General features: G+C 40.0%; 12 protein-coding genes. 9 read left to right on the top strand and 3 right to left on the bottom strand.

Annotated features, from left to right (window positions below):
• Positions 1-56: 56 nt before the first annotated feature.
• Complete coding sequence (gene dhaS / locus OL234_RS09215; RefSeq protein WP_275468934.1) at positions 57-617, bottom strand: dihydroxyacetone kinase transcriptional activator DhaS; 561 nt, start codon at positions 615-617, stop codon at positions 57-59.
• Positions 618-841: 224 nt separating this feature from the next.
• Between dhaS and OL234_RS09210 the strand changes: the two genes are divergently transcribed.
• From OL234_RS09210 to mnmA, 4 genes are all read left to right on the top strand, one after another.
• A complete protein-coding gene (locus tag OL234_RS09210) occupies positions 842-1,987 on the top strand; it encodes a cysteine desulfurase family protein (RefSeq protein WP_275468933.1) in 1,146 nt (381 codons plus the stop codon).
• A 104-nt stretch (positions 1,988-2,091) separates the two neighbouring features.
• Positions 2,092-2,439: a DUF1831 domain-containing protein gene (locus OL234_RS09205; RefSeq protein WP_275468932.1), complete on the top strand. Its 348-nt coding sequence runs from the start codon at positions 2,092-2,094 to the stop codon at positions 2,437-2,439.
• 93 nt (positions 2,440-2,532) lie between these two features.
• Positions 2,533-3,411, top strand: coding sequence for a PhzF family phenazine biosynthesis protein (locus OL234_RS09200; protein WP_275468931.1), 879 nt, complete (start codon positions 2,533-2,535; stop codon positions 3,409-3,411).
• Positions 3,412-3,568: 157 nt separating this feature from the next.
• Complete coding sequence (mnmA, locus tag OL234_RS09195) at positions 3,569-4,699, top strand: tRNA 2-thiouridine(34) synthase MnmA (protein ID WP_275468930.1); 1,131 nt, start codon at positions 3,569-3,571, stop codon at positions 4,697-4,699.
• A 42-nt stretch (positions 4,700-4,741) separates the two neighbouring features.
• Here the strand turns inward: mnmA and OL234_RS09190 are convergent, their stop codons facing one another.
• Both OL234_RS09190 and cls read right to left on the bottom strand, forming a co-directional pair.
• Positions 4,742-5,338, bottom strand: a complete 597-nt coding sequence (locus tag OL234_RS09190) for a class I SAM-dependent methyltransferase (RefSeq protein WP_275468929.1) — start codon at positions 5,336-5,338, stop codon at positions 4,742-4,744.
• Between the two features lie 391 nt (positions 5,339-5,729).
• Positions 5,730-7,259 carry a cardiolipin synthase gene (gene cls / locus OL234_RS09185; protein WP_275468928.1) on the bottom strand — a complete coding sequence of 510 codons (1,530 nt, stop codon included), beginning with the start codon at positions 7,257-7,259 and terminating at the stop codon, positions 5,730-5,732.
• Positions 7,260-7,391: 132 nt separating this feature from the next.
• Here cls and OL234_RS09180 point away from each other — a divergent pair, with 132 nt between their 5' ends.
• The 5 genes from OL234_RS09180 to sufU all read left to right on the top strand — a co-directional run bounded on the left by OL234_RS09180 (position 7,392) and on the right by sufU (position 11,794).
• A complete protein-coding gene (locus OL234_RS09180; RefSeq protein ID WP_275468927.1) occupies positions 7,392-7,826 on the top strand; it encodes a GNAT family N-acetyltransferase in 435 nt (144 codons plus the stop codon).
• A gap of 188 nt (positions 7,827-8,014) precedes the next feature.
• A complete protein-coding gene (sufC, locus tag OL234_RS09175; protein WP_275468926.1) occupies positions 8,015-8,782 on the top strand; it encodes a Fe-S cluster assembly ATPase SufC in 768 nt (255 codons plus the stop codon).
• 24 nt (positions 8,783-8,806) lie between these two features.
• Complete coding sequence (gene sufD / locus OL234_RS09170) at positions 8,807-10,090, top strand: Fe-S cluster assembly protein SufD (protein ID WP_275468925.1); 1,284 nt, start codon at positions 8,807-8,809, stop codon at positions 10,088-10,090.
• Positions 10,090-11,325 carry a cysteine desulfurase gene (locus tag OL234_RS09165; protein WP_275468924.1) on the top strand — a complete coding sequence of 412 codons (1,236 nt, stop codon included), beginning with the start codon at positions 10,090-10,092 and terminating at the stop codon, positions 11,323-11,325. The genes sufD and OL234_RS09165 overlap by 1 nt, the downstream gene beginning before the upstream one ends.
• Positions 11,312-11,794 (top strand): Fe-S cluster assembly sulfur transfer protein SufU, encoded by a 483-nt coding sequence (sufU, locus tag OL234_RS09160; protein ID WP_275468923.1) that lies wholly within the window; start codon positions 11,312-11,314, stop codon positions 11,792-11,794. The genes OL234_RS09165 and sufU overlap by 14 nt, the downstream gene beginning before the upstream one ends.
• Positions 11,795-11,797 lie beyond the last annotated feature (3 nt).

Genomic DNA, 11,797 nt, shown 5'->3' with positions numbered 1-11,797 from the left:
AAAAAGCTTACGATGAGTTATAGTCGTAAGCTTTTATCATAAGTAAAAGAATATAGTTAAGGGCTACTCAAAAGACCATCAATGGATTGTTCTAATAAATTGGACGTTTTAGCAGCTAAGACAAGGGGTTCGGATTTGCAGCCACCTAGTAACCATTCCTTGGTAATACCGACAAAGGCATGGCTAAAAAATTCAGCACCAAAATGTAAGCTATCGTGTGACTTTTCAATCTGTTGTCGAGTCGCCAAATCGTTAATGATCGTTTCCAATAATTCTTGCGTATGTTGGAAAAAATAATGGTCAAAGGAATTTTGTTCTGAGACTTGTAAGGCATTGCGATAAAATTCTTGATTGCGATAGAAATAATCCAGAATACGGAAAATGACCTTGTCCCATTCTTCGTAATCTAGGAAGTCACTAATATTTTCACTAATGTCCTGCTGGTAAGTCCAAGCAAGGAGTTCATATTTATCTTGGAAATGATTATAGAAAGTTTGTCGTCTGATTTCGGCAACTTCCATAATCTGACTGATTGAAACTTTTTGAAAGGGTGTGTGTTGCATAATTTTTTTGAGTGAATAAGCAATCACTTTTTTTGTAATTAATGATTCTTGCATCAGTCAATCCTCCCTTTCAATATCTCCATCATTATAACATATAAATAACTTACCAAAGGCATATTAAAAAAGCAACTAACATAATTTTTTACTAGGACTTAGTTCAAAAATAGTCACGTTAGCTTTCAAAAAGTTAGGGCTGTCATTTCTTTTGAAACTAGGGACTAGTTGCGGTATACTAACCAATATAAAATCACATTAAATAGGGAAGAAGCGAAGAGAAGATGACAATGATTTACCTTGATCACGGAGCAACGACTCCGATGCATCCACAAGTAATAGAGACGATGACCGATGTTATGACGACTGTTTTTGGCAATCCGTCAAGCATCCACCAATTAGGCCGCCAAGCCCAGCATCTCGTAACAACTTCTCGCCAAAAAATTGCTCAGAGCATTCATGCTGAGGAAGATGACATTATGTTTACGAGTGGGGGCACTGAGAGTGACAATACGGCAATCATACAAACGGCTCATAGTCGCCAACATTTAGGTAAGCACATCATTACCTCAAAAGTTGAACATCCAGCCGTTTTAAGACCCATGGAAGCCTTAGTTGAAGAAGGCTTTGAGGTAACTTTTTTACCGGTAGACGAGCAAGGACTATTAAGCGTTGATGATGTTTTAGCTGCCCTAAGACCGGATACGATTTTAGTCTCTTTGATGTGGACCAACAATGAAACCGGTGTTCGCTTCCCAATCAAAGAAATTGGATTGGCGTTGCAAGAGCATCAAACTTATTTTCATACGGATGCCGTTCAAGCTTACGGGTTAGAAACAATTGATGTTGAAGCTTGTCATCTGGATTTATTGAGTGCTACGGGGCATAAAATTAATGGCCCTAAAGGAACTGGCTTTTTATATTGCCGTTCAGGCATCAGCTTACCGCCTTTTATGCGTGGGGGTGAGCAAGAGGAACATCGCCGAGCAGGGACTGAAAATGTACCGGCTATTACTGGTTTAGCTAAAGCCAGCGAACTTTTGACAGAAACTGAAAAACGACATCGTCAACTAACTTATCGCGAGTTTCATGACCAAATTTTGACTCGTTTATGTGCGGAAGGTATTGAGTTTGAAGTGAATGGAGATCAAGAGCAACATTCAGCTCACGTGCTCAACCTGTGGTTTAGCGGAGTACCTAACAATTTATTATTAATGCATCTGGATTTAAAAGGGATCGCCCTTTCAATTGGTTCAGCTTGTACGGCAGGTAATGTGCATCCTTCACATGTCTTAGAAACCATGTTTGGTAAGGACGCCCAACGGGTGGCGGAATCAGTGCGGTTTAGCTTTGGGTTGGGAAATACCTCGAGAGAAATCGATTATATGTTAGATCACTTAGTCCCGATTATCAACCGTTTAAAAAAATAAAGACTGTTAAGCCAGTCGTTTAAAAAGCGCAATCAGGACTCAGGATAGACGAAGTATCGATTTATCGGTATAATGACTATATTAATCAAGTAGAGGTGAGGAAAATGGCATTTGCAGAGCAAGCAACAGTTGAAGGGTGTCCAGTTACTTATAAATTAGGTGAAAACACTAAAAAATATACCTTACGCGACAATGGGTTTATGGAAACTAATTCAGGAAATTTCCAATTAATCCGTCCGCTGGATGCAACACCCCAGAGTAAACAAGGTTTCAAGTTGAAAATTACGGTATCTCAAGATGTTTCACAATTAAAAATGTCTGTTACAACGGCAAATGGGATGAAAGCCATGAATATTTTTAAAAGTGACAATCATAAAATGAACCAAGAGAAATTTTATTTCTTAATGGATGGTATGATTGACCGTGGTTGCTTTGAAAAAGTTGAGGCTTAAGTAAAAAAATATGAGACTGCTGAGCTTCTAAGGTAAGGAGTTCAGCAGTTTTTTTGATCCCTAACAATTGAAATGAGAGGAGGCAGAGCGCGGATGAATAAAAATTATTGTTGGGTTGCTCAGATTGATGTCTTCACTAAAACCCCAGGAAAAGGGAATAGTGCAGGTGTCGTTTTAGAGGCAGACAAGCTGACATCACAAGAGATGCAGGCTATTGCCTTTAAAGCAGGTTTTAGTGAAACGGTCTTTGTCCAAAAAAGCCAGGTAGCAGATGTGACATTACGCTACTTTATGCCTGAAAAAGAGACCCCACTCTGTGGTCATGGCACTATTGGGGCTATTTGGTATTATTTAGAATCGCGCCCAGTTGATCAACTCTTGACAATCGAAACAAAGGCTGGCATCTTAGAGGTGACGTATGAAAGTGCTAGTGGTACGGTCTCAATGCGTCAGCAAGAAGCAAAGTTTATTCCTTATGACGGCGAGAGCGAGCGTTTGTGCCAGCAGCTAGGTATAGAGGTGGCAGATCTTTTGCCAGGTAAACCGATTGTTTATGGTTATACAGGTGTCTGGACCTTGTTAGTCCCAGTCAAAGAACCAAAAATATTGGCTCAGATGGTAGCAGACAATCAGCAATTTCCTAAACTCTTACCCGCTTATCCCGAAGCCTCGATTCATCCCTTTGCGCCTAGTCACAAATCAGACTTACGTTATGAAGCTCGCCATTTTTCTGGAGTAAAAGCAGGCGTTTTAGAAGATGCGGTGACCGGAACAGCCTCAGGAGTGATAGGTGCCTATGATTTACATTATTGCTCCACCCGTAGTTTTAAGGAAAGGTTTACGATTGGTCAAGGGCATGCGCTAGATCGGTTTGGTAAGGTCGAGGTGAGTGCATGGTATCAAGGCGTAGCGATCCAAGTTGCTATTAAGGGAACTGCCTGTGAGGCACGCCAGTTTTCTTTAAGTTTCTAATTTGAGAGCTTTAAAAGTAATAAGATTTAGTATAATATAACAAAAATGGTCAAAAGAGATGAAAAAAAATTAAAAAGAGCTTATAATAGACCATACTGAAATCCGACCTTCAAATCGTAGATAATTTCAGAATCTCAAGAAAATGATGGTGTATTAAATGACAGATAACAGTAAAATTAGAGTAGTAGTTGGCATGAGTGGCGGCGTAGATTCGTCTGTGACAGCCCTATTATTAAAAGAGCAAGGCTATGATGTAGTGGGAATCTTTATGAAAAATTGGGACGACACAGATGACAAAGGTGTCTGTACTGCCACTGAAGATTATAAAGATGTCGCCAAAGTAGCTAATCAAATTGGTATTCCTTATTATTCAGTAAACTTTGAAAAAGAGTATTGGGATCGTGTATTCCAGTATTTCTTAGATGAATATAAACGTGGACGCACGCCCAATCCTGACGTGATGTGTAACAAAGAAATTAAATTTAAAGCCTTTTTAGACTACGCTATGGAATTAGGGGCAGATTATGTCGCAACAGGACACTATGCCCAAGTGAGTCGTGATGAAACTGGGCGTGCCCATATGTTACGTGGGGTTGATAATAATAAAGACCAAACGTATTTTTTAAGTCAATTGTCTCAAGAACAATTAGCTAAAACAATGTTCCCTCTAGGGCATTTAGAAAAACCAGTCGTGCGTGAGTTAGCAGAAAAAGCAGGACTAGCTACTGCAAAGAAAAAAGACTCAACAGGGGTTTGTTTTATTGGTGAGAAAAATTTCAAAGAGTTCTTAGGCAAATACTTACCTGCCAAACCTGGCAATATGGTCACAGAAGATGGTGAAGTCAAAGGGCAACATGCTGGGTTGATGTATTATACAATTGGTCAACGCCAAGGGCTAGGAATCGGCGGTGGTGGCAAAACCCAAGAGCCGTGGTTTGCAATTGGCAAAGACTTAAAAACAAATACCTTGTATGTGGGTCAAGGCTTCCATCACCCCTTACTGTATGCGACACATTTAGATGCAAGTGAGATGCACTTTACGTATGAGGATGACACACGGCCTTTAGAATTCAAATGTACGGCTAAATTCCGTTATCGTCAAACGGATACTGGGGTAACCGTTCGATTTGATGAGGAGGATCGCACCAAAGCAACAGTTATTTTTGATGAACCAGTTCGTGCGATAACGCCTGGTCAAGCTGTTGTCTTGTACGATGGTGACGAATGTCTAGGTGGCGGAACAATCGACAAAGCTTTTTACAATGATGAAGAACGTCAATATGTTTAAATAAAAAAGAACGTTAACCAAGCCATGGTTAGCGTTCTTTTTTTATTTGTAAGCAGTCGCTAAAAATAAAGAAGCATCTTGCTTCATAAAAAGGGCAGTTCCTTGATGGAAAGTGGCACTGTTAATCTGTTGAAAGCCAACGTTTTTTAATTGTTGTTGCAAGACTTCTTGATTAAAACCACTATGAATCAAGGGATGGCTAACGTTGGGATTGTTATCAAAATCAACAATCATCAAGCGACCGCCTGGGTTTAAACAGTCGTAAAAAGCTTGTAGTATATTTTCGGTTTCTGGAATATGTAACAGTACAAGTGAAACTAAGATGACGTCAGCATGGACATTTGGTGACGTTTTGGTAAAATCAGCCACTAGGGTTTGGGTTTGTCCTAATCCAAGTTGTTTAATTTTATGATCAGCTAGGGTTAACATTTCTTGAGAGGCATCAACTAAGAGCAAAAAGTTGGTTAAATTGGCTAAAGGCAAGCTGACAAGACCTGTCCCAGCTCCATAATCGAGCAATTTTCCAACAGGTGTTCCAACTAAATGGGGTTTTAAGTGTGAGCTGATGATTCCAGCTAAAGTTTGACGTTCTGGTGTATCATAACGATTAGCTAGCGTATCAAAGACGCTTTTTTGCATGGTGTCACCTTCCTATATTCTTTTTAATACTTAATTAAAAGAATATAGGAAGCGCTTGCATTTATCAAGGACTTTGTTTGATAAAAGGATTATTTTCAAACGACTCAACGAGCCATCAAAAATGAGAGAAACTTTTGACGATAACAAATAACCTCAACTACTAAACTTTTGGTAACCACTATGAAGGGTTAGTTTAACGCTTAATTTTTATAATATGTTAGAGGATGGTGGACTTGGTTTTATAGGACTGCTGATAGTCTCATACTTTGTGGCAAATTAATTTTTTATACATCGTGTTTGTTTAAACTAACAATTAAAAAAGCCTCCCTACTTATCCGAGCAACTTGCTGGTGAGTAGATAGGCTTTTTAATTGAATACAACGACAAGTTACTACATTAACGGAGCAAAGACATTTAAGACGGCGCGACCTAAGTGAGTCAGCCAATTAATATCTCGCGCTTTTTCAAGCGTGATTTCATCACAAATTTTTTCAACTTCCACAAAGTCTTGATAAACTTCTGCTACGGCAGTCGTTTGGTACATCCAGACTCCACATTCAACGTGTAAGAAGAGACTGCGATAGTCCATATTGACCGTGCCAACAGTTGCATATTGGTCATCGACGACAAAGGTTTTGGAATGAATAAAGCCAGGTGTGTATTCAAAAATCCGAACGCCTGCTTCTAGGAGTTGCTCATAATTTGAACGAGTTAACGCATGGGCATACCACTTGTCCCCGATTTTTGGGGTCTGCAAGCGTACGTCAATCCCACCTTTAGCAGCAGTACACAAAGCTTCCATCAACAAGTTGTCAATAATCAAGTAGGGCGTCGTAATGTAAACATAGTCTTTCGCTCTGTTGATTAGATTTAAGTAAATATTTTCACCTAAAGCTTCATTGTCAAAAGGCATATCAGTGTAAGGTTGGTAGTAACCGACTGACTCTATTTTTTCGTCTGCTTTAAAGCTTGGATAATAATCAGCATAGTCTCGTTCTTCTGTTCGTTGGAAATCCCAAAGTGTTAAAAACATCAAGGTAAAGCCCCAGGCAGCATCACCACGCATGACGATCCCAGTGTCTTTCCAATGACCAAAACGTTCAACTTCATTGATGTACTCATCGGCAAGATTAATCCCACCAGTAAAAGCAACTTTCCCATCGATTGAGGTGATCTTGCGGTGATCACGGTTGTTAAAGATTGAGGACAAGACAGGAACAAAAGGATTAAAGACGCTACATTTGATCCCCATCTTTTCAATTTTTTTGTAATACCCATCTGGTAAAGTAAACAGACACCCAAAATCATCGTACATCAACCTAACATCAATGCCTTCTTTAGCTTTACGAGCTAAAACTTCAAGTAAGGTATCCCACATTTTACCTTCTTCAATAATGAAGTATTCCATAAAGATATATTTTTCGGCTTTCTCAAGTTCTTCTAACATTGAGGCAAAGACATCTTCTCCTAAAGGAAGATACTTGCTTTCAGTATTTTGAAACATGGGCATGCCGCCGTTATTTTTAATATAAGTGGATTGAAAAATAGCGTCAGGATTTTGATCCTCAGGTAATAAGTTAGGCATGGTTTGAGCAATGGCATTTCGTTCTTTTTGTAAGACTAATTTTGCTTTTTCTTGATATTTCTTACGAATACGTAAGCGGCCAAAAATCAAATAAATAATCGTACCAAAGATGGGCAAGACCATGACCGGAATCAACCAGGCGATTTTGTAGGCAGGATTGCTCCGACCATTGATGATATGTAGGGCAGCCATGATGGACACAATAATATAGACGATGTAGAAATAAACAAAGTCATCTTTAAAATACCAAACAGACCCAAATAATAGCACAAGTTGTAGTGCTAAAAGTAAGACTACTAAAGTCACACGATGCGTTAGCAGTTTCAAGATTTTCATATAAGCATAAACTCACTTTCTCTAATTAAAATAATAGGGCTAAAATGTTACTTTTGATTATACCTTAAAAGCCCTTTGTAGTATAATCAAATGACCAACATTATTATAGCTATACTATAGGAGGGAAACAAGATGATTACGATTAAACATACTAACGAGTTAACACCTCAAGAGCTAGTGACAATTTTTAAAGAGAGAGTGGCGGTTTTTATTGTTGAACAAAACTGTCCCTATCAAGAAGTTGATGAGGTAGATTATGACACGTTACATGTCTGTGCTTATGAAGAGAACCAGTTAGTGGTTTATACACGGATCTTAGAAAAAGGCGAACGCATTAGTTTTGGACGTGTTTTGGTGACAGAAGCAGGACGTGGTAAAGGTCTCGGGAAAGAAATTGTCAAAGCAACGATTGATGAGATCAAAAAACGCTACCCGGGTCGTGATATTGAAATCTCAGGACAAACCTATCTGCTTGAATTTTATCAACGTTTTGGTTTTGAATTAATCTCAGAGACATATCTTGAAGATGACATTCCCCACAATGATATGCTATTAAAATTAAGTTAATATGCCAGCTCTCCTTAGTCGCTAAGGGGAGCTGATTAATTATAACGATTCTAATTGGAATCGGACTTAAAATAAAAAAAACATCTAAATCATTCATTCTAGGTCAGATAGATTGAAATTCATTCTCAATTACGCTAAACTAGAAGAGATTATGTAACCTATTAAATTTGATATGGAGGTCATTATTAATGTCTATTTTAGAAATCAAAAATTTACACGTGTCAATTGAAGATAAAGAAATTTTAAAAGGTGTTAATTTAACAATGAACACAAACGAAATTCACGCCATCATGGGGCCAAACGGTACTGGGAAATCAACCTTGTCAGCAGCGATCATGGGGAACCCTAATTATGAGGTAACCGAAGGTGAAATTTTGTTAGATGGCGAAAACATCTTAGACTTAGAAGTCGATGAACGTGCCCGTGCTGGCCTATTTTTAGCGATGCAATACCCAAGTGAAATCGCGGGCATTACTAATGCTGAATTTATGCGTGCCTCAATCAATGCTAAACGTGATGAAGACGATAAAATGTCAGTCATGTCATTCATCAAAAAACTAGATGAAAAAATGGCGCTATTAGATATGCCAGAAGAAATGGCTGAACGTTACTTAAACGAAGGCTTCTCTGGTGGTGAGAAAAAACGTAATGAAATCTTACAATTATTAATGTTAGAACCAACTTTTGCGATTCTTGATGAGATTGATTCAGGTCTTGATATTGATGCCCTTAAAGTGGTTTCAAAAGGGGTCAATGAAATGCGCGGTGAGAACTTTGGTGCCCTAATCATCACTCACTACCAACGTTTACTTAACTACATCACACCAGACGTGGTTCACGTGATGATGGATGGTCGTGTCGTTAAAACTGGTGGCGCTGACTTAGCTAAACGCTTAGAGGCGGAAGGTTACGTTGGAATTAGTCAAGAATTAGGAATTGAACTATCAGAAGATTAAGAAAAGAAGAGGAGACAAGATAAAATGAAAACGACAGACTTAACAACTTATCTTGGGGACATTCAAGCTTATTCTGCTAGTCAAGGCGAACCAGCCTGGATGCTTGACCTAAGACAAGCAGCTTTAGCCAAAATAGCTGACTTAGCTTTACCCGCAATCGAACGTGTCAAAATTGACCGTTGGAATTTAACAAACGTGGCTGATTTTGAAGAAACAATTGATTTTGAAGGCGTTTATAGTTTTGATGTTACTAAAGACAACCCTTTACTCGTTCAACATGGCAATATCACGATTGCAGAACAAATGCCAGTTAGTTTAATGGAGCAGGGTGTTATTTTTACAGGCATCTTTACTGCCATGCAAGAACACAGTGAGTTAGTCAAAGAGGCTTACATGCAATTAGCAGTTAAAGCCGATGAAGATAAATTAACAGCTTTTCACGCTGCCTTTATGAGTGGTGGGATGTTCTTATACGTGCCAAAAAATGTCGTGGTTGAAGAGCCAATCGAAGCCTTGTTCTTACACAATGCTGCTTCAACAGCCAACTTCGTGAAACACGTCTTGATTTTAGCTGATGAAAACAGTCAATTCAACTACTTAGAACGTTTCCAAACAGTGGGTGAAGGCGATGTTAAAGCAACAGCCAATATCATTATCGAGGTGATTGCTAAACAAGGGGCACGTGTGAAATTCTCAGCCATTGATCAATTAGGTGAAAACGTTACAGCCTATATGAACCGTCGTGCTCATATTATGCGTGATGCCTCAGTTGATTGGGCAATTGGTGTGATGAATGACGCCAACGTGATTGCTGATTTTGACTCTGATTTAGTTGGCGAAGGGGCTCACTCTGAAGTGAAAGCTGTCGCCATTAGTGCGGGACGTCAAACCCAAGGAATTGACACGCGTGTGACAAATATGGCCCCTCATTCAGTTGGGCATATCTTACAACATGGGGTTATCCGTGAAAAAGGAACGCTAACGTTCAACGGAATTGGTCATATCTTAAAAGGGGCTAAAGGCGCTGATGCTCAACAAGAAAGCCGTGTCTTAATGTTATCTGATGAGGCGCGTGGCGATGCAAACCCAATTCTTTTAATTGATGAAAATGAAGTGACGGCAGGTCATGCGGCCTCTGTTGGTCGCGTTGATCCAGAAGATATGTATTACTTAATGAGCCGTGGCTTACCAAAAGTCGAAGCAGAACGCTTAGTTATCCGTGGTTTCCTAGGATCAGTTTTAACAGCGATCCCAGTCAAAGAAGTCAGACAAGAATTAGCCGAGGTTATCGAAAGGAAGTTATCTTAATGCTTGATGCCAACGCATTAAAACAAGATTTTCCGATTCTTTTTCAAGAAGTAAATGATGAGCCGTTGATTTATTTGGACAATGGGGCAACGACTCAAAAACCTAAGCAAGTCTTAGAGGCTCTTCGTAACTATTATGAGAGCGACAATGCCAATGTTCATCGTGGTGTGCATACCCTAGCAGAGCGTGCGACGGCTGACTATGAAGCAGCTCGTGAAAAAGTCAGAGCCTTTATTAATGCGCCAAGTAGTAAGCAAGTGTTGTTCACTCGTGGGACAACGACCAGTTTAAACTGGGTGGCCCGTAGTTATGGGTTGGCCAATTTGAAACCTGAGGACGAGATTGTGATTTCTTATATGGAACATCATTCAAATATCGTGCCTTGGCAAGAAGTAGCTAAAGCAACAGGTGCTAAGTTAGTTTATTTAGAACTGACGCCAGAGGGACAACTTGATTTAGCTGATGCTAAAGCGAAGATTGGGCCTAAAACTAAAATCGTCTCAATCACCCATGTCTCAAATGTTCTAGGTGTGACTAACCCACTAAAAGAGTTGGCGGACTTAGCTCATGAACAAGGAGCGATTATTGTGGCAGATGGCGCTCAAGCCGTGCCGCATATGCCAGTCGATGTTCAAGAGTTAGACGTTGATTTCTATGCCTTTAGTGGCCACAAGATGTGTGGACCAACGGGGATTGGTGTCTTATATGGCAAATTGGCTTTACTCGAAGCCATGGAGCCGATAGAGTTTGGGGGCGAAATGATCGATTTTGTCTACGACCAAACTAGTACCTGGACGGAACTGCCTTGGAAGTTTGAGGCTGGAACGCCTAATATTGCGGGGGCGATTGCCTTAGGTGCAGCGGTAGACTATTTGACAGCCATTGGCTTAGAAGAGATTCATGCCTATGAAGAACGTCTCACTGCTTACGTCTTACCAAAGCTCCAAGCCATTGAAGGTCTGACGATTTATGGTCCGACTGACAGTACACAGCGTGGTGCTGTGATTTCCTTCAACTTAGACGACGTTCACCCCCATGATTTAGCAACAGCGCTAGACATGCAAGGGATCGCCGTTCGTGCTGGCCATCACTGTGCCCAACCCCTATTACGCTATTTAGACGTGCAATCAACGGCACGTGCAAGTTTCTATTTTTACAATACGTTTGAAGAAGCTGACCAATTAGTGGCAGCTTTAAACGCAACAAAGGAGTTTTTCAACAATGGCCCTATCTAGATTAGATAATTTATACCGCCAAGTTATTTTAGATCATTCCAGCCACCCTCATCATCATGGTGTCTTAGATGAGGCCAGTACCCAAATTGAAATGAATAATCCCACTTGTGGTGACGTGATTCAATTACAATTGGTCTTAGATGAGGATGATGTGATTCAAGATATCCGTTTTTCAGGCAGTGGCTGTTCAATCAGTACCGCCAGTGCGAGTATGATGACCGATGTCGTGATTGGTCAACCAATCAGTAAAGCCCTAGAATTAAGCCACCAATTTTCCGAGTTAGTTCAAGGAAAAGACGTGGCAGAACTAGATGCTTTGGGAGACGCTGCCATGCTAGGTGGTGTCGCAAAATTCCCCGCACGTATCAAGTGTGCAACGTTAGGTTGGAAAGCCTTAGAAAAAGGTCTCATCGACAAACAAGCGACAACTGTCGAACAAGCCAGTCACTGTGACAGTGAAAAAGAGTAAACA

Origin of the sequence: Vagococcus intermedius (assembly GCF_029144185.1) — a bacterium.
GTDB classification, from domain to species: domain Bacteria; phylum Bacillota; class Bacilli; order Lactobacillales; family Vagococcaceae; genus Vagococcus_D; species Vagococcus_D intermedius.
Note: the sequence above shows the minus strand (reverse complement) of the source record. Positions and strands in the feature narration are given on the sequence as shown.

What these genes read in the sequence shown, in the direction of transcription:
- sufU (WP_275468923.1), top strand. Translation starts at nt 11,312, where the DNA reads ATGGCCCTATCTAGATTAGATAATTTATACCGCCAAGTTATTTTAGAT.
- dhaS (WP_275468934.1), bottom strand. Translation starts at nt 617, where the DNA reads ATGCAAGAATCATTAATTACAAAAAAAGTGATTGCTTATTCACTCAAA.
- OL234_RS09210 (WP_275468933.1), top strand. Translation starts at nt 842, where the DNA reads ATGACAATGATTTACCTTGATCACGGAGCAACGACTCCGATGCATCCA.
- sufD (WP_275468925.1), top strand. Translation starts at nt 8,807, where the DNA reads ATGAAAACGACAGACTTAACAACTTATCTTGGGGACATTCAAGCTTAT.
- OL234_RS09205 (WP_275468932.1), top strand. Translation starts at nt 2,092, where the DNA reads ATGGCATTTGCAGAGCAAGCAACAGTTGAAGGGTGTCCAGTTACTTAT.
- mnmA (WP_275468930.1), top strand. Translation starts at nt 3,569, where the DNA reads ATGACAGATAACAGTAAAATTAGAGTAGTAGTTGGCATGAGTGGCGGC.
- cls (WP_275468928.1), bottom strand. Translation starts at nt 7,259, where the DNA reads ATGAAAATCTTGAAACTGCTAACGCATCGTGTGACTTTAGTAGTCTTA.
- OL234_RS09165 (WP_275468924.1), top strand. Translation starts at nt 10,090, where the DNA reads ATGCTTGATGCCAACGCATTAAAACAAGATTTTCCGATTCTTTTTCAA.
- OL234_RS09190 (WP_275468929.1), bottom strand. Translation starts at nt 5,338, where the DNA reads ATGCAAAAAAGCGTCTTTGATACGCTAGCTAATCGTTATGATACACCA.
- OL234_RS09200 (WP_275468931.1), top strand. Translation starts at nt 2,533, where the DNA reads ATGAATAAAAATTATTGTTGGGTTGCTCAGATTGATGTCTTCACTAAA.
- sufC (WP_275468926.1), top strand. Translation starts at nt 8,015, where the DNA reads ATGTCTATTTTAGAAATCAAAAATTTACACGTGTCAATTGAAGATAAA.
- OL234_RS09180 (WP_275468927.1), top strand. Translation starts at nt 7,392, where the DNA reads ATGATTACGATTAAACATACTAACGAGTTAACACCTCAAGAGCTAGTG.